Raw genomic sequence first — 22,410 nt, forward strand, 5'->3', positions numbered from 1 at the left:
TTTGCGGCTAACCAATGTGGCAAAGAAGATAGTCCCTTTTGTTTTGGCAGTTTTAATGGTACTTCCGTCAGTGCCTAAGGTGCATGCAGTCGGCAGTTCGGATAATTCGCTGACGGAGGGGTCCGTTCAATCCGGATCGACGAAGATCTCGGCTTATAATGAACAAAAATATCATGATTATGTCTCGCAATATGAGGCGGCTGCCCGTCCAGAGCGGGAAATCGTATTAGAAGCAATCAATTACAGCCATGTAGAGGGTGCTGAGTTCGAGAAGCTTAACAACTACGAGGGCATGGACGGATCTTCCTTGTTAACAGGCGAATCGGGCAAAGTGGAATGGTCATTTGATGTGACTGATGCGGGTCTTTATAATCTTTCTTTGCTCTATTATCCCATTGAAGGAAAAAGCTCAGCGATTGAACGGGATTTATTCATTGACGGAAAACGTCCGTTCAGAGAAGCTGCTTTCCTGCAGTTTGACCGTGTTTGGGATAATCAAGCAGCTCAAGTTGTTCAGGACAATCAAGGCAATGATCTCAGACCAAAGCAAGTGGAGAAGCCGAGATGGAGCGAGAAAACATTTCAAGATTCCGATGGTTACGAGAATGAACCTTTCTTATTTTATTTTTCGCAGGGCAAACATACGATTACGCTTGAATCTACACGGGAACCGATGGTCGTTAAACAATTGAAACTATTTCAACAGCCTGCTCCACTAACCTATGAACAGTTGCTAAAGCAGTATGAAGCAGATGGTCTGAAGGCGACGAGCGGCCAATTGATTACGATTGAAGGCGAGGCTTCCACAGCAAAGTCTTCACCTACCTTGTATCCGCTCAGCGAGCGTTCAAGTGCTGCAGTATATCCTTACAGCTCTTCAAAAATAAAAATCAATACGATTGGCGGCTTGAACTTTCGTCTTCCTGGTCAATGGATGGAATGGGAAGTTGATGTCCCTGAAACGGGGCTTTACCAAATTGCCTTTAAAACGCAGCAAAACTTCGTTAGAGGCATTTATTCAACTCGTACATTAACCATTGACGGCGAAATTCCTTTTAAGGAAATGGAAAAGGTTGCGTTTCGTTATAAGAGCTCCTATCGGCTTGATGTGATGGGTGGAAAGTCTCCTTATTTATACCGTCTGGAAAAAGGAAAGCATACACTCAGGCTTGAGGTAAGCCTAGGCGAGTTTGCCCCGCTCATTCGAGAGGTTGAAAGCAGTCTTTATAATTTGAATGAAATGTATCGCAAAATATTGATGATTACGGGAACAAAGCCCGATGAATACCGTGATTATCAGATTGAGAAAAAAGTACCCAACATACTTAACGTTTTTGAAGAAGAAAGTGAACGTCTGAAAACCATTGCCGCGCAGCTCGTCAAATTATCAGGACAATCCAGTGACCAAGAGGCTCTACTAAAGACGATGTCACTGCAATTGGATGAGATGGTTGAGAAGCCGGATACCATTCCGAGAAGGCTTGGGGCCTACAAGACAAACACGGGCGGACTAGGAACTTGGGTTCAGCAAGCAAGGCAGCAGCCGCTTGAGATTGATGCGCTGTATGTCGCTTCACCAGATAAGAAATTCCCTAAAAAAGGGATGGGCTTCGCTGCGAATCTTAAGCATCAATCTGCAACTTTTATTTCTTCTTTCTTTACGGATTACAATCAGATCGGAAATATTTCTGAGGACGCCGACCAAAGGTCGATTACCGTATGGATCGGAAGCGGTCGGGATCAAGCCAACACGATGAAGGCGATGATTGACGAAACCTTTACATCCGTTACCGGCATTAATGTCAACTTGAAGCTGGTAAACATGGGAACACTGCTGCCTGCAACGCTGGCTGGCCAAGGTCCCGACATCGCCATGCAGATTGAAAATGATTTGCCTGTTAACTTTGCGATGCGCAACGCTTCAACTGATTTGACACAGTTTGCTGATTTCGAAGAGGTGAGGGAACGTTTCCGTCCAAGCGCAGTTGTTCCATACAGCTATGATGGTGGGGTTTATGCGTTGCCGGAAACGCAAACGTTCAACATGCTCTTTTACCGTAAGGATGTGCTTGATCAGCTGGGGCTGGAAATTCCGCAAACTTGGGATGAAGTTTCTAATTTACTAGCCGTTCTAAGCAAAAATCATATGCAATTCGGTTTGCCAGTTGTAGCACAAGCTGCTGTTCAAGGGCAAAACATACCGCCAAACTCGATGTATGCGGCACTATTATTTCAGAATGGCGGACAGCTATACCGCAATGATGGCAAAGAATCCGATCTGGATTCACGCATCGGCATCGAAACATTTAAGCAATGGACGGAGTTTTATACCGACTATAAATTAGAACGGGAATATGATTTCTCCAATCGCTTCCGTACAGGGCAGATGCCAATCGGCATTGCAGATTATACAACCTATAACCAGCTTTCTGTATTTGCGCCAGAAATTCGCGGCATGTGGGGCTTCGCTCCTGTTCCGGGAACCATCCAGAAGGATGGCTCCATTAATCGTGAGGTGCCAAGCGGAGGCAGCGCTGTCGTAATGATGAAGAAGGCGAAGGACAAGGAAGCATCATGGGAGTTCATGAAATGGTGGACCAGCGAAGCGACACAAACGGTGTTTGGTCGTGAAATGGAAGGTTTGATGGGCGCAGCAGCCCGTTATCCGACTGCCAATATCAAGGCACTCGACAGCTTGCCATGGCCGGTTGCCGATTACGAAAACTTGAAGGCGCAATTTGAATGGGTACAAGGGGTGCCGGAAGTGCCAGGCGGATATTTCACAGGCCGACATTTGTTTAATGCTTTCTATAAGACGGTTGTTGGTCAAGTGCAGGCGCGAGAATCGATTATGGACTATGTCCAATATATGCAGGATGAAATTACGACGAAACGAAAAGAGTTCGGGTTGCCGCAATAATGGAGGGAGGGTCAAGCGTGCAAAATTGGTGGAACCTGAAGCTGCGGGAAGTGAAAGCAAACAAACACTCCTACATATTGCTGGCGCCTTACATGGTTTTGTTCGCCGTGTTTACAGTACTGCCGGTTTTGGTGTCGGTGGTGCTTAGCTTTACGTACTTCAATATGCTGGAGTTTCCAAAGTTTGTCGGCTGGCAGAACTATACGCGCTTATTTCTAGATGATGATGTTTTCCTCATTGCCGTAAAGAACACGCTGTTGTTCGCTGTAATAACGGGACCGATTAGTTATATCGCGTGTTTTGTTTTTGCATGGATTATTAATGAGCTGTCTCCAAAGCTAAGAGCGATAATGACACTCGTATTTTATGCGCCATCCATATCCGGAAACGTGTATTTTATATGGCTGATGATTTTCTCCGGCGATCGTTATGGTATTGCCAACGGTTTTTTATTGAAACTGGGCATCATCTTGGAGCCGCTTCAATGGTTGAAAAAAGAGGAATACATTTTGCCGATCATCATTCTTGTTCAGCTTTGGCTTAGTCTTGGAACGGGTTTTCTTGCATTTATTGCAGGTTTGCAAACCGTTGACCGGACATTATATGAGGCTGGCGCAGTCGATGGCGTGAAGAATCGCTGGCAGGAGCTTTGGTACATTACATTGCCTTCGATGCGGCCGCAGCTGATGTTCGGGGCAGTCATTCAGATTACGACGGCATTTGCAGTGGCTGATGTTTCGATCGCTCTCGCAGGGTTCCCAAGCGTCAACTATGCAGCTGAGACGATAGTTACTCACTTAATCGATTTCGGTACTACCCGTTTTGAGATGGGTTACGCTTCTGCCATTGCTTCTGTGTTATTCATGATTATGGTGGGATCGAATCTCATCGTTCAAAAACTTCTTCGCAGGGTAGGTGAATAAGTTCATGAACTTCTCCTTTCGAATCCCGAGGAAACGGGTAAATCGATCGTTCTGGGGCAGCTTCTCGCTTTTTGTTTTGCTTACGGCGTTTGGTGCGTTCATGATCGTGCCGCTAATCTATGCGATTAATAATGCCTTTAAACCGTTGGATGAAATATTTATGTTTCCTCCGACATTATTTGTTCGAAACCCGACCATGAACAACTTTATCGATTTATTCGCATTGTTAGGCAATTCATGGGTTCCTTTTTCTAGATATATTTTCAACACGGTTTTCATTACCGGCATGGGAATCATTGGACATGTACTGTTAGCGTCGGCAGCTGCTTATCCGCTAGCCAAGCATAAGTTTCCAGGTAAAAGCTTCATGTTCAGCATTGTCGTTTTATCCTTGATGTTTACGCCAGCCGTAACAGCTATTCCAAACTATATGATCATGTCATGGTTAGGCTTGATCGACACGTATTGGGCAGTCATCATTCCGGCTTTTGCTTATTCGCTCGGTCTCTATCTAATGAAGCAATTTATGGAGCAAATTCCTGATGTGCTGTTAGAGGCGGCAAAAATTGATGGAGCAAGCGAATATCGAATTTTCTGGACCATCGTAATGCCCAATGTAAAACCGGCATGGCTAACGCTAATTATTTTGCTTTTCCAAATTCTTTGGGGCAGCGATGGGAATGGCTTCATTTACAGCGAACAGCTTAAATCGCTGCATTTTGCAGCTAATCAAGTTGTGGCAGGCGGTATTGCTCGCGCAGGAGCGGCGGCAGCAGTAGCACTCATTCTGATGAGTGTTCCGATTACGCTGTTCGTTTTCTCGCAAAGCCGAATTATTGAAACGATGGCGACTTCAGGAATGAAAGATTAAAAGGGGGGAATGCACTTGTCAGCGAAAAAATGGTTTCTCGTCATCGCGGCGGCTTCCCTATTGTTTATTACCGCAGCGCCTCTACCTGCGTCTGCAGCGTCGACGCCATATGAGAGCTACAACTATAACTATTGGGAAGAAGCAGTTCCAGCACCGGCGGCTTATGTACCCAAACTCTCCATATCCGGAGCTGATATTGGCATCGGTGACTTTTTAGAGCCAAAGGATATGGTCGTGTCTGCAAGCGGGCTCATATACATTGTGGATAGCGGCAATGGCCGAATCGTTATTTTAGATGATCAGTGGAAAGTGAAAAACATCATTAACGAGTACGAGAAGGACGGAGAAAAGATCGGTTTTAAAAATCCGTCGGGATTATTCGTTGATGAGGAGGAGCAGCTTTATGTTGCGGATACGGACAACGGGCGAGTTGTCGTGTTATCGAGCGACGGTGAATTGCTTCGAATAATCGAGCAGCCCAAATCTGATGTTTTGGCAAGTGATTTTAAATTTATTCCGTTAAAGGTAACGGTAGATAAAGCTAAACGGGTTTATGTCGTAGCGCAAGGCATCTACGAGGGCATCATGCAGTTTGATGAGAAAGGCCAGTTTATCGGATATGTAGGGACAAACAAAGTGCAGCGGGACTATACCGAAGTCATATGGCGCTTGCTTTCAACCAAAGCACAGAAAGCGCAAATGGTGCTGTTTATTCCAACCGAGTTTTCGAATATCGATATCGATGCGAAAGGATTTGTATATGCAACGAACATCGATCCTGACTCTAAGGAACCAGTAAAAAGACTTAATCCATCAGGTGAGGATGTGCTGAAGCGCTTCGGTTACTTCGATGTGTTAGGGGATATTTTGTTCAGGCGCGCTGTTGGTCCTTCCAAGCTGATTGATGTGAAGGTGCTCGAAAACGGAATGTACAGCGTGCTTGACGGAAATCAAGGCAAAGTATTTACCTACAATGACGAAGGCGATTTGCTCTATATGTATGGCGGTAAGGGGAATCAGATCGGTACGTTTAAAATACCGGTCGCCGTCGAGCATTTGGGTGAAAAACAACTGGTGCTTGATCGTGGGAAAAGCAATATCGTCGTATTTGAGCCAACGAAGTTTGGAGCCAGCGTAAACGAGGCTGTGAAGCTGCATTACACCGGTGAGGATAAGCTGGCGGTACCGGTTTGGCAAGAGGTGCTTCGGTTAAACAGCAACTACGATATTGCGTATATAGGCATTGGCAAATCATTGCTGATGGAGCGGAAGAACGGGGAAGCGCTCGAGTATTTTAAGCTAGGCATGGACCGCGATAGTTATTCCGTAGCTTACAAAAGGTACCGCAGGGAAGTAATGAAGGAACATTCAGGAACCTTTCTAACAATGCTGATCGTCCTAGCAGCTGCATGGCTTGCGTTCAAGCTGGTAAGCTCTCGTATGAAAAAGAGGAAGCTTACGATGTCGGACTTTGCAGCGCAAACCGCTAAGGAGGGCAGATCGCTATGAAGCAGGATTTCATCAAGTTTCCGCTGCATTTAATCGTTCATCCTTTTGACGGCTTCTGGGATATGAAGTATGACGGCAAAGGAAAAGTAAAGGTCGCATTAGCTATTTTGCTGCTCGTCATCGTTTCTGTTATTTTACAAAATCAGTTTGCAGGTTTTCTGGTGAACTATAATGATCCACGTCATTTGAACAGCCTGACTCAGCTCGTTACGATTGTATTTCCTTTCTTTCTTTGGTGTATATCCAATTGGGCGATTACAACCTTAATGGATGGCGAAGGTAAATTCAAGGAAATTGTTATGGCGACGGGTTATGCGCTTGTTCCTATGGTCATTCTTTATGTGCCCATGACCATTGCGAGCCGGTTTATGGTACAGGAAGAAACGGCTTTTTATTATTTAGTCATGTCTATATCTACCATTTGGTTTCTAGCGCTTCTATTTGTCGGTACGATGACGGTTCATCAATATACGGCGTTTAAAACGATTATTACGATGCTGCTGACGGTAATCGTAATGGGTATTATCGTATTTCTTGGGACGCTCGTACTGAGTATGATGCAGCAAATTATCGATTTTATTATCAATATTTATCGTGAAATCATTTTCCGTACGTAAAGGAGGCCGCACCCGTGAAAAATCGTAAAAAGCTGGTTGCGGTGCTGGCCTGTACCGCAGCAATTTGTATCTTGGTCTGCTCCGTATTGCTATTCACCAGTCGTGGAGCTAAAGCCGTTAAAGCAGCCGCTTATATGAAAATGACAACTGAGCTGGAAGCTGGAGCCGCAATGAAGGCAATGCCTGATTCTTCAAAAGGTGTGCCAGGCATGCAGCTTGTAGCGGACAATTCCGAATTATCGTTATACTACAGCGCCGAAACGACAGAGGTCGCTGTGAGGGATAAACGGCAAGGCCAAATCTGGTACAGCAATCCGCCCAATCGGAGTGAGGATGCGATCGCATCGGGCTTCGAGAAGGAAATATTGTCTTCTCAGTTGACGGTACTGTTCCGGGATTCAATCGGTACGCTGGATACGTTCACCAACTTCACGGAAAGTATCGCAAATAAGCAGTTTACAGCTGAGAGCATTGAGAACGGCATTCGTATCACCTATACGATTGGCGATACGTCAATCGGTGTGGATGCTTTGCCAAGGTATATAAGCAAAGTGCGATTGGAAGAGAAGGTGCTCTCCAAGCTGGATGCGCCGACGGCCAAATATGTGGGACTGCGCTATTATCCGAAAGCGGACAATAAGGAAGTATTAGAGAGACTCGACGCACAGGTTTCCAAGCCGCTTGTCCTGAGCAAAATGACGGCGGCATTCGTCAAGGCTGGTTATTCCGATGAGGATCTTGCTTTCGACAATGAGGAAAATGGCGTTGCAGGCGGCGGCGAATCGAGCAAACCAAACTTCGTTATTCCTTTGGAATACCGCATTGATGGCGGTTCGCTGGTTGCATCCGTTCCAGTCAATCAGGTCAAAGAAAGCGGAGGCTATCAAATTCGCAGCATCGAGATGCTTAATTTCTTTGGCGCTGCAGATAAGGATAATGAAGGATATATGTTCGTGCCGGATGGAACCGGAAGCTTGATCCATCTAAACAACGGCAAGGTAAAGGAAGAGCAATACGTACAAAGAGTATATGGCCTTGATCCGAACGATAACAGCTACCGCCGCGGTCAAGTAAGCGAGAGTGCTAGAATGCCGGTATTTGGGATGAAGGCAGGAAGCGCAGCATGGTTTGCGGTGATTGAAGAAGGTGATGCTGTTGCCAGCATCGCTGCTGATATCAGCGGTAAAAAAAATTCCTACAATTATATTCACAGCAGCTACTCATTGCGCGGAGAGGATGAGCTTGAGCTTTACACAGGCTCAAAGATTCAAGAAATCCAGCTGTTGAGTGAAGAGATTTATAAAGGCGACATTCAAATTCGGTACAGCTTTCTCTCTGGCGATAAGGCGAGCTATTCAGGAATGGCTGAGCTTTATCGTGACAGGCTTGTAGCTGAAAACAAGCTTCAGCCATTAAAAGATGATGAAAAGCTTCCATTTTATTTGGATATTCTAGGAACGGTCGATAAGCGAAAATCATTCCTTGGTGTACCGTACAGCTCCGTCGTTTCCATGACATCCTTTGAGCAAGCCTCACAAATGGCTGGACAACTGAAGTCGGATGGGGTTGATCGATTGCTCATGCGTTACTCGGGCTGGTTCGGCAACGGCGTCAATCATCAGACACCAGTAAAGCTGAAAGTGGACAGCGAGCTCGGAAGCAAGTCCAGCTTCATTAAGCTAGCGAATCAGCTGGAGCAATCCGGCGGGATGTTGTTCCCAGATGTAGCCTTTCAGCAAATTTATCATGATGATGGAGGTTTTGTTCCATCCTCTGATGCATCGCGTTTCGTTACACGGGAGGAAGCAGAGCTTTATCCTTATAATCGAGCGCTTAATCGAATGGATATGCTATTAGGCTCGTATTATTTGTTGTCACCGGCAAAGCTTCCCTACTTTGTTGATACCTTTATGAAGAAGTATGATTCGCTTGGCATGCGGGGAATATCGCTGCGGGATCTTGGAAACGTGCTGAGTTCTGATTTCCGTACGAGCAGTGTCATTCAACGCGAAACGGCTAAAAAAATCGTTGAGGATGAGCTGAGCAAGGTGGATGAGCGCGTCGATCAAACGATGCTTACGGGCGGAAATGCTTATGTATGGCCATTCGCAGATCATCTAATAAATGTGCCAACGTCATCCAGCGGCTTCGTGCTAACGGATGAGGAAGTTCCATTTTATCAAATGGTTATTCATGGATATGTCGATTATGCCGGCGGTGCGATTAACTTAGAGGATGAGCAGGATATTCAGCAGCAGCTGCTTCGTTCGGTAGAGCTTGGCTCAGCGCCGCATTTTTCATGGAGCTATGAACCATCGTCTAAACTGAAATTCACTCATTTTGACAAGTTGTTCTCTACCCATTACAAAGACTGGTATGATCAAGCGCTGTCGATGTATAAGGAAGCAAATGACGTGCTCTCCGATGTGAGAAACGCTCAAATGGTGAAGCATATTCGCCATCGAGACGGTGTCGTAGAGATGCAATACAGCAATGGGAAATCAATTATTGTCAATTACACCGATAAGCAAGTCAGCATTAACGGAAACAAAGTTGAAGCTCAAAACTATTGGGTAGGAGGTGAGCGTTAATGAATGGATATAAGCTAGCTTTGCGGCACAAGCGCTCACTTCTAGGCGTAGCATTTATTTTCCCATGGCTGCTGGGCTTCATATTTATGTTTGCGACGCCGCTTATCCAATCGATTAAATTCAGCTTCAGCAAGCTAACGGTGGAACCGACTGGGTTTATATTGGAATCGGTTGGCTGGGCGAATTTTAAAGAAGCGTTGTTCGTGGATGCTACCTTCAATCGGATTTTGACACAATCCGTTTCAGAAATGGTTTTAAATGTACCGATGATATTATTTTTCAGCCTTTTCTCAGCTACGCTGCTTAATCAGAAATTTCGTGGCAGAATACTCGCGAGAGCGATATTTTTCCTTCCGGTCATACTCGCTTCCAATGCGATTTCAGCTGCTGAAACAGCGGGGCTTATTAATCTAGTAGGCGATTCATCGGTCGTAAGTGAAATGGGTGAAGCTTCTTCCACCTATAACATTATGTCAATGGTCATGATACTTAGCGACATAGGATTGCCGCTATCGTTCGTTGACTACATCGTTCAGGCGATTACTAGAATCTATGAGATTATTACAAGCTCAGGCGTGCAAATTCTTATTTTTCTAGCTGCTTTGCAGTCCGTTCCAGGTGCCATGTATGAGGTGGCTAAGATGGAAGGCGCTACAGCCTATGAATCGTTCTGGAAAATCACATTTCCATTAGTTAGCCCGCTCATTTTGACCAATGTCATCTATACGATTATTGATTCATTCTCGGGCAGCGCAGTTACGGATATGATTTTCTCGACGGCATTCACCACGCAAAATTTTGGGCTCAGCGCAGCGATGTCTTGGGTTTACACGTTGATTATAAGCGTTGTTTTGGTCATTATCGGAGTGCTGCTATCGAGAAGAGTACATTACAACTGAGTGATTAACAAAGGAGGAAGCTGCATATGGAGGCTTCACAGGCTGTTCGCAACGAGGACAATAAATATCGGCTGCAGAAAATGAAAAATAAGACGATCGATACGTTGTACGCCATTTTTCGTTACGCGCTTGTTATTGGCATCTCGTACATCATCATTTATCCGCTGCTTATGAAGTTTTCTGTCGCTTTCAAAGACAAAGTCGATATTTACAATCCGACGATTTATATGGTGCCTGTCCACTTTACGCTCGACAATATCAAAATGGCAATGGATATTTTACACTACTTTCCTCTTCTAGGAAATACGCTTGTCTTTGTTATTGTGACTACGCTGCTAACGACAGCTTCTTGCGCGCTTGCTGGGTACGGCTTCGCCCGTTTTAACTTCCCAGGCAGCAATGTGCTGTTCGCTCTGGTCATATTAACGATTTTAGTTCCGACAAGCACGTTGATGGTTCCGATGTATCTTCATTTTAGAAGCTTTGACATACTCGGAGTCATTCATCTAGTGACGGGCAAGGAAGGCGTTAATCTGCTCAATACGTATTGGCCTTCTATTATAACGTCTGCAACGGCAATCGGATTAAAAGCGGGACTGTTCATTTATATTTTCCGCCAGTTTTTTAAAGGAATGCCTAAAGAGATAGAGGAAGCTGCATTGATTGATGGGGCTGGCGGAGTGAAAACATTTTTGAAAATCATGCTGCCTAACGCCGTTCCACCAATCATTACGGTCGTGCTGTTCTGCTTCGTTTGGCAGTATAACGATACCTTTTTCACTTCGCTGTTCATGAGTGAATCCGCACTTATGCCGATTAAGATTTCGACATTGTCAGCCCAAGCGAATGCGCTGCTTCCAGGTCTGCTGGGGGTAGCGGCCGGAGGCGGTAACGTTAAGGCTGATCCGAACCATGTGGCAATGATTATTGATACGGGTATTTTGCTTGCTATCATACCGCTAATCATTTTGTACTTAGTCGTTCAGCGTTATTTCGTAGAAAGTGTGGAGCGGAGCGGTATTATCGGTTAGCAGGCAGTAGGTTAAGTGAGGATATACAAAAAGAAATGTCAAAGAAGGAGAGAAACCATAAATGTTGAATGTGAAGCAGCAATCCCGTTTCATTGTGGAACCTAAGCTCATAAACCCGAATGCAGACGATCAGGCGAAAAGGCTGATGACCTATTTATGCGACATTTATGGAACTCGCATATTGACCGGTCAGCAAATCGGAGTAGTATCAACACCTGAGCTTGAAATACTGCATGAAGTGACTGGGAAATACCCAGCCGTTTATGGCTTTGATTTCATGAATTATTCACCCTCGCGCACAGAGCGCGGGGCCACATGCTCCGATACGGACATTGCGATTGATTGGTGGCAAAGCGGCGGCATCGTAACTTTTTGCTGGCACTGGAATGCGCCTAAGGATTTAATTGATTTGCCCCCTGACCGAACGTGGGGCAGCGGCTTCTATACAAAAGCAACGACGTTTGATGTACAGAAGGCGATGAATGATAAAGAGTCAGAGGATTATAAGCTGCTGATCAGAGATATTGATGCGATTTCCTCCGAGCTGAAACGGCTGCAGGATGCAGGGGTACCGGTATTATGGAGACCGCTGCACGAGGCTTCGGGAGGCTGGTTCTGGTGGGGCAGCAAAGGAGCTGAGCCCTGCGTTCAATTGTGGAAGCTGATGTATGACCGAATGACGAACGTGCATAAGTTGAACCATTTGATTTGGGTATGGAATGGACAGCATGCGGATTGGTATCCGGGCGATGAGTACGTCGATATTATTGGAGAAGATATTTATCCTCCTGAGCAAAATTACGAGTCGCAGCTTGATCGTTTCGAGAAGGCACTCGCTTACACAAGCATGAACAAAATTATTGCTTTGTCTGAAAATGGACCGATTCCTGATCCTGATCTTATGCTTCAGGATCGTGCACTATGGGCATGGAATTGCACGTGGTATGGCAATTTTGTCTATAATACTGTGGATGGGCACCGTGTATATGCCGAGAAGTTTACAGATAGGGAACAGCTTATCAAATTTTATAATCACCCTTTCTCGTTAACGAAGGATGAGCTGCCTGATTTGAATAATTATCAGCTGCGAGAATAGCGGGTGGATGCCATTTATCGCAAGGACTAATACTTGTGCAAGGAGCACGCCATTTATGACTTTGTCGATTTGGAATCACCGAAGCAATCTGCATCGAACGCGGCGCGGAATCCAAGAGGGACGCTTGACGGTGGGTTTTATTGGAGGCTCGATTACCGATGCAAGGCCGCGCCATAACTGGCCGGAGCCAGTCATTGCCTGGTTCACGGAGCAATACCCGGAACTGCGTATCGCGGTTGAAAATGCAGCGATCGGAGCAACGGGCAGCGATTTAGCCGCTTTCCGCGCCAAACGCGATTTAATCGATACGAATTGCGATTTGGTTTTTATTGAATATGCAGTTAATGATGAAGGCGAGCCAACCTTGAAGCGCAATCGTTCGCGCGAAGGATTAATAAGGCAATTGCTCGCTGATGGCCAGCGCGATATCGTCATCGTATACACGTATTCGCAAAATATGTACAGCGCCATTGCACATGGCTTGGTACCGGACACGATTAATGAATTTGAGCGGATAGCAGAGCATTATGAGCTAAGCTCGGTATGGATGGGTTTGTACGCTTTTGAGGAAGTCAAGAAAGGCAAGCTGCGATTTGAAGAATGGCTGCCAGATGGTCTTCATCCGACAAGCAGAGGAAGCTTGAGCTATGGGCAAAGTGTAATTGCATATCTCCAGAAGGAATTATCGTATGCGGATCACGCGGTGGAGGCTGATCAGGTTTCATACTTGATACCAAAGCCGCTGGATACACAATGCTGGGATGATGTATTCGACTTAGCTTTTCATCACATTCATACGAGAGGTTCTTGGGCCATAAGGAGATGGCCTCATCTAGAGTGGATCGATCAAGTGCTCGAGACATCGGCCATTGGAGCAGAGTTGTCCTTCTCCTTCGAGGGAAGAGGACTCGTTCTTGGCTTTGACTTCGGGAGAAGCTCAGCTGAGTTTCGATACCGAATAGATGATGGGGAGTGGCAAGTGATGGAGCGGGAGAGGCCATCATGGGTCCAGGATGATGGGTGGTATCGCTTAAGCTGTTTCGGAGATGATTGGGTGAGCGGCCGTCACCGCTTCGAGCTTGAAGTCATTCATGGCAATCGACCAGAATGCACAGGCACTAATTTCCGTCTAGCGAAAGTGGGGATTATCAGGTGACCGCCCTTAGGAGCAGGCGAGTTGTCATTAGTGCGCTTGCTGTCAGCTTAGCGCTTCTAGGCGCCGCTTTAGTCGTTATATTGGCTGTTCTGCCAAGCTCAAACAAGGAAGAACCATTTTTGAAATTCGAAGCGGAGTCCGGGCTGCTTCAAGGTACTATGGTTTCCAAAGAAGCGGAGGGCTTCTCTGGCTCAGGCTTCGTTACTGATTTTACGGATGAGCAGGACCAGTTATCGTTTGAGGTTGTTGCTCCAAAGGCAGTATTATACAATGTATGGGTCAGCTACCGGGCGCCAAATGGCAATAAAGTAGCTGGCATTTCATTGAATAATCAGCCCCATGGCGAATTGGTTTTACAGCCAAATGATCAATTTACGGAGCTCAAGGCAGGGAAGCTGCTTTTACAAGAGGGAACGAATACGATTAGCCTGACTCGCGGCTGGGGTTATTACGATATCGACTATATTAAGCTGCAAAAGACGAAGCCTGAAACAAAACATCAGGTCTCTGGTGAATTAGTGAATGGGAATGCTTCTGCAGAAGCCAAAAAGCTAATGAATTATTTGGTGAAAAACTATGGCAAGTCGATGTTGTCGGGTCAAACCGGACTGGATAATGTTTCTTGGATTGAGAAGATTACCGGTAAAGAACCAGCGATGGTCGGGTTTGATTTAATCGATTATTCCAAAACAAGAGCAGCGCACGGAGCCATCTCGTATGAAGTGGAAAAAGCAATTGGCTGGCATAAGCAGGGCGGCATTACAACCTTCTTATGGCATTGGAACGCTCCAACCGGCTTAATTGACGAGCCGGGAAAAGAATGGTGGCGGGGGTTTTATGCTGATTCGGTAACCTTTGATTTGGAGAAAGCTTTGAGTGACACCGGATCGGAGGAGTACAAGCTGCTGCTAGCTGATATCGATACGATTGCCGTACAGCTTCAAAGGTTAAAGGATGCCCATGTGCCCGTGTTATTTAGACCGCTTCATGAAGCTGAAGGCGGGTGGTTCTGGTGGGGAGCAAAGGGTCCTGAGCCGGCAAAGCAGCTTTACCGAATCGTATACGATCGACTGGTCAATAAGCATGAATTAAACAATCTCATATGGATCTGGAATTCGGTCCAGCCCGAATGGTATCCAGGAGATGACGTAGTGGATATCGTTAGTGTAGATAGTTATCCAACCCCTGGAGATCATTCTCCAGCCATTAATTATTTTGATAATCTCGTCGCTCTAGTAAGTAATAAAAAACTTGTTGCAATGACCGAAAATGGTTCCATTCCTGACCCGGACTTAATGAAAGCGTATGGTGCGAATTGGAGCTGGTTTGTCACCTGGGAAGGCGATTATTTAAACGATGGAAAACATAACAGCCAAGATATTTTGAAAAAAATCTACAATCATTCAAATGTGACGACACTGGATGAACTTCCAGACTTGTTTGGTATGAAAAAAGCTGTAGATAAAGAAGAATGACAAGCGATAGGAAGACACATATTCTTAGGAGGACAAAATGAGAGAAACACAACTAGTGCTAAGTAATTGGAAATTCAAAGCTTGTCAGGAGCAAGAATGGATGGAAGCCATCGTGCCTGGCTGCGTTCATACGGATTTGCTGCGCAATGGCATCATCAAAGATCCTTTCTATAAAACAAATGAGCATGATTTGCAATGGATTGACAAAATAGATTGGGAATACGAGACTCATTTCGACGTAAATGATCAATTGTTTAATGCCTCAACTATTGAACTCGTATTCGATGGATTAGATACGTATGCAGACGTTTATGTAAATGGCCATCATGTATTGTCAGCAGACAATATGTTCAGAACATGGAAAGCAAATGTAACGTCTATGGTGAATGCCAAAGATAATGTATTGTTGATTAAATTCCGCTCCCCTGTGCAAGAGGATTTGCCGAAGATCGAGAAGCTTGGCTATAATCTACCAGCTAGTAATGATCAATCAGAGCTTGGCGGACTGGGTGCTCAGAAGATTAGTATTTTTGCAAGAAAAGCGCCTTATCATTATGGCTGGGACTGGGGTCCGCGATTCGTTACTAGCGGTATTTGGCGTGAAGCTAGACTAGAAGGCTGGTCGGGCAGCAAAATTACCGATGTATATGTGAAGCAGGATCAGGTAAATGCTTCGAAAGCTAGCTTAACGGTAGATGTGGAAATTGAGTCGGAGCATGAATGGAACGGCTTGGTGAAGTTAAGTGCTGGGGGACAAACTTGGGAGCAGGCTGCGCACTTAAAGCAAGGGATTAATGTGATTCAACTGCCTGTTGAAATCGAGAATCCGAAGCTTTGGTGGAGCAGAGGACTTGGTGATGCCCATTTATATACATTTACAGCAGAGCTTTGCAAGGATAAAGAGTTGATAGCTGCAAAATCCGTTCGTACTGGTCTTCGCTCCATTCGATTGGTGCGAGACAAGGATGAGGTTGGAGCCTCGTTTTATTTTGAGCTTAATGGCGTTCCTGTGTTTGCGAAAGGTGCAAACCATATTCCTAATGACAGCTTCATTACTGAAGTTACGGATGAGCGATATAGACATGAAATTGTTTCAGCTGCGGAATCGAATATGAATATGCTTCGTGTATGGGGCGGCGGTATATATGAGCAATCGGTGTTCTATGAGCTTTGTGATGAGTACGGCATCTTGGTGTGGCAGGACTTTATGTTCGCATGCAGCATGTATCCTGGCGATGAGGCCTTTCTAGAAAATGTTCGCTTGGAAGCAGAAGAGAATGTGAAGCGGCTGCGCAATCATCCTTCCATCGTGCTGTGGTGCGGCAATAACGAGATTGATTCGGCTTGGGCGCAATTTGATGAGAAGGGCGGCTGGGGCTGGAAAAAAGAATATACATCGGAGCAGCGTGCCGTCATTTGGGCGGACTACGAGGCAGTTTTCCATGACATTTTACCTGATGCGGTTGAAGCCTTTGCGCCAGGAACACAATATTGGCCATCCTCACCGCTTATATCGCTGTCGGGGGATATTAACCAGCATGCGCATCCGCTATCTGCAGAGGGAGATGTTCATTACTGGGGAGTATGGCACGCAGTTGAGCCATTCGAGAACTACAACCTGAAAATCGGCCGTTTTATGAGTGAATACGGCTTCCAGTCATTCCCTGAGTATGATACGGTGATGAAATTTGCAACGGAGCAGGATTTGGCTCTGGATTCTAAGGTAATGCGCGCGCATCAGAAAAATGGCGACGGCAACCGTCTCATTAAAGAATACATGGATATCTATATGAGCGAGCCTAAGGACTTCCCTGCTTTTCTTTATATGAGTCAGGTGCTGCAAGCAGAAGCGATGAAGATGGCGATTGAGGCGCATCGTCGCAGCATGCCATATTGCATGGGCACGTTATACTGGCAAATGAATGATTGCTGGCCAGTAGCTTCTTGGGCAGGCATGGATTATTACGGGAAATGGAAAGCTATGCAGTATTATGCGAAAAGAAGCTTCGCCGACACAATGCTGTCCTTTGACAAGACAGATGACGGCGTCATCAATATTCATGCGGTGACGGATTTGCTGGAATCGTTGAAAGGCGAGCTTAGATTATCGCTATACGACTTTACAGGCGTGTTAATTAAGCAGGAAACCACTCAAGTGTCCACAGCAGGAAACAGTGCAGCAATTGTAAGCTCAATAAACGAGCTTGAATGGCTGACAGGCTGCGAAGCAAACCGTGTTGTATTGTATGCAGAGCTGACCCAAGGCGGTAAGCTGATAGACAGCAAGGAACATTATTTCGTGAAAGCGAAAGAACAGAAGCTAACTTCAGCGGTTATTCGAATTTCAGAGGTTGAAGGCAGCAACGGTACGTCGTTCGCGCTGGAGACGGATGTGCTTGCTAAGCAGGTATGGATTACCGCAGAGCACGAGGGCATGTTCACGGACAACTTCTTTGATTTGATACCGGGTGTAGCTAAAATCGTAGAGTTCCGCTTGCGCGAAAGTGGAGAAGCTGCCAGTAAGCCAGCTGCAGCGGGCAAGGTGCAAGCTCGTTCAATGATCGATTTTTTGGCTGAAGGCAAATAAAATGAAGTGAAAAAAGTAGATAAAAAGGAGGCGCCTATGTGGGGTGCCTCCTTTTCTTAATGTTCAATACGATACTGCTGAAGCGGGAATTTAGTCATTATTTCGACAATCTTATCTCGCATTAACTCTTTACTGCGAGAAAGGATTAATGTATTATCGTAATAAAGGTTTCGACTTTATTTAGTAAGGGTGAAATGTATGAACGAGAAAATTGAAGTTAAACCACGAAAGGCTTTGGAAGTGATGAAGCCCTACTCGCCAGGCAAACCGATTTGGGAGGTTCAGAGCGAATATGGCCTGCAGCATGTAATTAAGCTGGCCTCTAATGAAAATCCATTAGGACCTTCTCCAAAAGCGATAGAAGCCATTCAAATCGCCTTGATCGATCTTCATCGTTATCCTGACAACCAGTCTCAATTATTGAAGAAAACCATTGCCGATCATTACGACCTGCATGCAGATCAAGTCATTGTTACTAACGGCGGAGATGAGCTCATCACGCTTGTAGCAGAAGCTTTTTTGGATGCGGGTGATGAAATTATTGTGCCGGGACCTACATTTAGTGAATATGAGTTTGGTGCTCAGCTGATGGGAGCTAAAACAATCGTTGTCCCGCTCAATGATGCTTTTCAATATGATGCAGAAGCTATTGTTGCTGCAGTGACTGATCGTACCAAAATTATATATCTATGTTCTCCAAATAATCCAACAGGTACTTATGTAGCTCAAAAAGATTTGAATTATATACTCGATTCAATCCCAAAACGTATCATGGTTATGCTCGATACAGCTTACAGCCACTACGTTTCGGAGGAGCTGTATTCGGATGGAATGGAATTTGTAAGAGCAGGCTACCCGCTCATCGTGCTAAAAACCTTTTCGAAAATTTACGGTCTTGCAGGAATTCGAGTAGGCTATGGGGCTGCCCCTCAGCAAATTATTCAGAGCATTCTTCAAGTGAAGGAGCCGTTTAATGTTAATGCACTTGCCCAGACAGCGGCAGCAGCAGCGATCGGTGATAAAGCGCATGTTTTAAGTTCGCAAGCACTGGTTGTTAAGGAACGTGAGCGCATGTACGCTTCATTTGACCAGCTTGGAATCAAATATACTCGCAGTATGACCAACTTTGTACTTGCTGAGATTGGGCCGGAATCGGAGTCCATCTACATGCGTTTAATGGCTAAAGGGATTATCGTTCGCCACGGAAAAACGTGGGGTTTGCCGCTCCATGTGCGTATCTCAATAGGTATGCCGGAAGAAAATGATCAGTTTATTGCCGCATTAAGCGAAATACTTGGTTCGGTTTAGTCTTTAGTAAATAATTATGCCGCGATGTTAGTAAGAGCAGCCAACGAGTGGAAATTCGTCGGCTGCTCTTTTTTTGATCGATGCGATTAACCAGTAAATTCTTGAACCCATGCCCCTTGGTAATACCCAACTCCAATTTTAGTGAAACTGGATTTCAAAATATTTGCGCGGTGTCCAGGGCTGTTCATCCAATCCTTCATTACTTGATCAGGAGTAGGCTGACCTTTAGCAATATTTTCACCAGCAGAACTGTACGTAATATTGAATTGTTTCATCATGTCGAAGGGAGAACCATAAGTTGGTGAATTATGATCAAAGTAATTGTTGTTAATCATGTCCTGTGCTTTGACCAAAGCCATTTTGGATAAAGATCCATCCATGCTGAGTGCAGGCAACCCTGATTTTGATCGTTCAGAATTGACCAGTTGGAGCACCTGCTGTTCATATTGTCCAGAGGAAGAAGGAGCTTTCTCCACTGGATTTTGAGTCGATGGTTTTTGAGTCGTTGGATTCTGAGTGGTCGGGTTTTGAGTTGTTGGATTCTGTGTTGTTGGTTGTTGAGCTGGGTATTGGCCAGGGTATTGAGACGGAAATGGATAAGGGTATTTATTAACGAGTCCATTTGCTCCATCGCCCAACAGCCAATCTGGAATGTTGTTGTACTGCGAGCCCTTCATTGAAACAGTAGGATTCTTCATCATCGGTGTAGAGATTGAAGAGGCCTGGGTTGTGTGTGGCGTTGACGTAATAATAGGTGTTTTGGTTGATGTGTAACCAAGAGCAGAGTGCTTATTGGTTGACATCCTTGGATTTGACGAACAGCCTACAGCTAAAATAAGTAAAGCTAAAATGAAAAATTTCCGCATGTACATACTCCTCAACGTTAGAATAGTGTGCTTGCTACCCGATATATAATTTCCTGACTAAGCTGTTGTTATCCCGGAGAAAAAAGGGATTTGATCTTTTTTAAAATGAAGACTTGCTTATTACAAATGCCTATGGTATATTATCAATACAAACAACAAATTTAACCTTGAATTCACCCATTGAAAAGGTTGTCATTTGTATGATGATATCTTTTTCAATGTGTGATTTTTAGTTTTTCTGGAAAAAACATGTTAATATACTTTTGGAGGTAATCAATTATGGAACAAGGTACAGTAAAATGGTTTAACGCAGAGAAAGGCTTCGGTTTTATCGAAGTTGAAGGCGGCAATGACGTATTCGTACATTTCTCCGCAATCCAAGGCGACGGTTTCAAATCACTTGACGAAGGTCAACGCGTTGAGTTCAACGTAACTCAAGGCAACCGTGGACCACAAGCAGAAAACGTTGTAAAACTATAGTATCAAATCAAAACCCCTTAACTTCGGTTAAGGGGTTTTTTTTATACATTAATCAAGTTATAAATTTTCGGAGTGGGAGCAGGACTTCCACTCTGTTTTTGTTTTTGGTAAGGTAGAGGTATGTTGACGAACATCTCGAAACGAATTTTGTTAATATAGTTAATGCACCAAACGGGTGGGAGGACAGGACATGAACAAAGAAGAACGGATCATGATGGGATTCAGGGACTTATATAATAAGATGGTTTGGCTTAATAAGGATAAGATGGAAGACAGCCTTAAGGGTTACAAGTCTTCTGAAGTACATTGCATCGAATACATTGAAAAAAATGCAGATTCCAACGTGACCATACTTGCAGAATCCTTTTATATGACTCGCGGTGCCATAAGTAAAATAACGAAGAAGCTCATTAAAAAAGGCCTTATTGAAAGCTACCAGAAGTCGGATAATAAGAAAGAAATTTATTTTAGGCTAACTGAGCAAGGGAAAGTAATTTATAACATCCACGAGGATCTGCACAAAGAGTTTCAAGAGCGGGATAAAGCCGTATTTGAGCAGGTAACCGAGGAACAAGTTGAAAGTATGATTAGCTTCGTGGAAATGTATAGTAGGCATTTGGATGCAGAAATAAAAAAAATGGATATTAAATCAGAATAAATACGAATAATGAAAATAAAACCTCAGGCAGCCTTTCTCTTTCGAGTAAGGGCTGCATTTTTATTGTTATTATTTTGTTGACAAGGAAACAAAAATTAGATACGATATGTTTGTTTCCAAGGAACCAAAATTACAACTTTAGAGAGGAGAATTTAAGTGTTCGGATTTAGATCACACAATAAACAGAACACAGAACAATCCGTAGATAAACACGCTTTACTATTCGGTCTTATCTCTGTGTTTCTATGCGGAATAGGCTTTAGTATCATCATACCTGTCGTCCCATTCTTAGTGCAGCCGTATACAAGCAATCCTGGAGAACAAGCGATAGTTGTTACGCTGCTGACCTCAGTTTATGCAGTCTGCGTATTTTTTGCGGCTCCCGTACTCGGAGCATTGAGCGACAAATATGGCCGACGTCCATTGCTTTTAATATGCCTTTTGGGTTCTGCAATCGGGTACTTTGTTTTTGGCATAGGAGGAGCGTTATGGATTCTATTTGCTGGACGCATAATTGAAGGTATTACAGGCGGGAGCATAAGTACGATTTTCGCATATTTTGCAGACATCATTCCAGTAGAGCAGAGAACCAAATACTTTGGATGGGTGAGTGCGGTTGTAGGCGTTGGCACTGTCATTGGTCCAACTCTAGGCGGATTACTCGCTAAGTTTGGTTATGCTGTACCCATGTATTTTGGAGCAATCATAACTTTATTGAATGTTGTTTATGGATACTTTTTTATGCCGGAGAGCCTTGACAAGAAAAATAGACTGAAAGAAATTACCTTTGTAAGACTGAATGCATTTACACAGCTTGCAAACCTGCTTTCTATGAAAAACATCAATAGGCTGCTTATCTCAGCGTTCTTGCTTTGGATACCTAACGGATCTTTACAGGCCGTTTTTTCACAATTCACAATGGATTCTTTCAGTTGGAAGCCTGCATTAATCGGACTTATGTTTTCAATTATGGGCGTCCAAGACATTATTTCACAAGGATTCATCATGCCAAAGCTTTTGAAAAAACGTAGTGATAAACAGATCGCCACTCTTGGAATGGTTTCGGAGATTATAGGCTACAGTCTCATTGCCGCATCAGCTTTGTTCTCGTTTTATCCTCTTTTGATCGCTGGAATGTTTATATTTGGTTTTGGTGATTCAATCTTTGGGCCTTCATTCAATGGTATGCTCTCCAAGTCTGTCGATTCGAGTGAACAAGGGAGAATCCAAGGAGGCAGCCAATCTATTCAAGCCTTAGCCAGAATGATTGGGCCAATCATTGGAGGTCAAATCTATGTATCATTTGGTCATGCCGCACCCGCTTTTATGGGGATGATCCTTATAGCAGTGGCCATACAAGTAATGTATTTGCACCAGCAAACACAAAAAAAAACCAACTCGAGTGAATAAACGCTCGAATTGG

General features: G+C 44.6%; 17 protein-coding genes. 16 read left to right on the forward strand and 1 reads right to left on the reverse strand.

Annotation, left to right across the window (positions count from 1 at the left end; all coding sequences use genetic code 11):
- Positions 1 to 55 precede the first annotated feature (55 nt).
- From BK120_RS06490 to hisC, 13 genes are all read left to right on the forward strand, one after another.
- A complete protein-coding gene (locus BK120_RS06490) occupies positions 56 to 2,920 on the forward strand; it encodes an extracellular solute-binding protein (RefSeq protein ID WP_083681732.1) in 2,865 nt (954 codons plus the stop codon).
- Positions 2,920 to 3,843 (forward strand): carbohydrate ABC transporter permease, encoded by a 924-nt coding sequence (locus BK120_RS06495; protein WP_076266687.1) that lies wholly within the window; start codon positions 2,920 to 2,922, stop codon positions 3,841 to 3,843. Before BK120_RS06490 ends, BK120_RS06495 begins: the two co-directional genes overlap by 1 nt.
- A gap of 4 nt (positions 3,844 to 3,847) precedes the next feature.
- Positions 3,848 to 4,714, forward strand: coding sequence for a carbohydrate ABC transporter permease (locus BK120_RS06500; protein WP_076266688.1), 867 nt, complete (start codon positions 3,848 to 3,850; stop codon positions 4,712 to 4,714).
- 9 nt (positions 4,715 to 4,723) lie between these two features.
- Positions 4,724 to 6,223, forward strand: a complete 1,500-nt coding sequence (locus BK120_RS06505) for an NHL repeat-containing protein (RefSeq protein ID WP_076266689.1) — start codon at positions 4,724 to 4,726, stop codon at positions 6,221 to 6,223.
- A complete protein-coding gene (locus BK120_RS06510) occupies positions 6,220 to 6,840 on the forward strand; it encodes a Yip1 family protein (RefSeq protein WP_076266690.1) in 621 nt (206 codons plus the stop codon). The genes BK120_RS06505 and BK120_RS06510 overlap by 4 nt, the downstream gene beginning before the upstream one ends.
- A 14-nt stretch (positions 6,841 to 6,854) precedes the next feature.
- Positions 6,855 to 9,431, forward strand: a complete 2,577-nt coding sequence (locus BK120_RS06515) for a DUF5696 domain-containing protein (protein ID WP_076266691.1) — start codon at positions 6,855 to 6,857, stop codon at positions 9,429 to 9,431.
- The gene (locus BK120_RS06520; protein ID WP_076266692.1) at positions 9,431 to 10,330 is read left to right on the forward strand and encodes a carbohydrate ABC transporter permease; all 900 of its coding nucleotides are present in this window, start codon (positions 9,431 to 9,433) and stop codon (positions 10,328 to 10,330) included. The genes BK120_RS06515 and BK120_RS06520 overlap by 1 nt, the downstream gene beginning before the upstream one ends.
- A gap of 26 nt (positions 10,331 to 10,356) precedes the next feature.
- Complete coding sequence (locus tag BK120_RS06525) at positions 10,357 to 11,361, forward strand: carbohydrate ABC transporter permease (protein ID WP_076266693.1); 1,005 nt, start codon at positions 10,357 to 10,359, stop codon at positions 11,359 to 11,361.
- Positions 11,362 to 11,422: 61 nt separating this feature from the next.
- The gene (locus tag BK120_RS06530) at positions 11,423 to 12,457 is read left to right on the forward strand and encodes a glycosyl hydrolase (protein ID WP_076266694.1); all 1,035 of its coding nucleotides are present in this window, start codon (positions 11,423 to 11,425) and stop codon (positions 12,455 to 12,457) included.
- A gap of 55 nt (positions 12,458 to 12,512) precedes the next feature.
- Positions 12,513 to 13,613 (forward strand): SGNH/GDSL hydrolase family protein, encoded by a 1,101-nt coding sequence (locus BK120_RS06535; RefSeq protein WP_076266695.1) that lies wholly within the window; start codon positions 12,513 to 12,515, stop codon positions 13,611 to 13,613.
- Entirely contained in the window at positions 13,610 to 15,088 is a 1,479-nt protein-coding gene (locus BK120_RS06540) for a glycosyl hydrolase (protein ID WP_076266696.1), read from the forward strand. Before BK120_RS06535 ends, BK120_RS06540 begins: the two co-directional genes overlap by 4 nt.
- 37 nt (positions 15,089 to 15,125) lie before the next feature.
- Entirely contained in the window at positions 15,126 to 17,675 is a 2,550-nt protein-coding gene (locus BK120_RS06545; RefSeq protein WP_076266697.1) for a beta-mannosidase, read from the forward strand.
- A gap of 198 nt (positions 17,676 to 17,873) precedes the next feature.
- Positions 17,874 to 18,983 (forward strand): histidinol-phosphate transaminase, encoded by a 1,110-nt coding sequence (gene hisC / locus BK120_RS06550; protein ID WP_076266698.1) that lies wholly within the window; start codon positions 17,874 to 17,876, stop codon positions 18,981 to 18,983.
- A gap of 86 nt (positions 18,984 to 19,069) precedes the next feature.
- On the opposite strand, the gene BK120_RS06555 is transcribed toward hisC, so the two are convergent.
- Positions 19,070 to 19,849, reverse strand: a complete 780-nt coding sequence (locus tag BK120_RS06555) for a CAP domain-containing protein (RefSeq protein WP_076266699.1) — start codon at positions 19,847 to 19,849, stop codon at positions 19,070 to 19,072.
- Between the two features lie 279 nt (positions 19,850 to 20,128).
- Between BK120_RS06555 and BK120_RS06560 the strand changes: the two genes are divergently transcribed.
- The 3 genes from BK120_RS06560 (at position 20,129) to BK120_RS06570 (ending at position 22,397) form a co-directional block, all read left to right on the forward strand.
- Positions 20,129 to 20,329: a cold-shock protein gene (locus tag BK120_RS06560; RefSeq protein ID WP_054024035.1), complete on the forward strand. Its 201-nt coding sequence runs from the start codon at positions 20,129 to 20,131 to the stop codon at positions 20,327 to 20,329.
- A 190-nt stretch (positions 20,330 to 20,519) separates the two neighbouring features.
- Positions 20,520 to 20,987 carry a MarR family transcriptional regulator gene (locus BK120_RS06565; protein WP_076266700.1) on the forward strand — a complete coding sequence of 156 codons (468 nt, stop codon included), beginning with the start codon at positions 20,520 to 20,522 and terminating at the stop codon, positions 20,985 to 20,987.
- A gap of 156 nt (positions 20,988 to 21,143) precedes the next feature.
- Positions 21,144 to 22,397, forward strand: coding sequence for an MFS transporter (locus BK120_RS06570; RefSeq protein WP_076266701.1), 1,254 nt, complete (start codon positions 21,144 to 21,146; stop codon positions 22,395 to 22,397).
- Positions 22,398 to 22,410: the final 13 nt, after the last annotated feature.

Source organism: Paenibacillus sp. FSL A5-0031 (assembly GCF_001956295.1).
In the GTDB taxonomy this organism is placed as follows: Bacteria; Bacillota; Bacilli; order Paenibacillales; family Paenibacillaceae; genus Pristimantibacillus.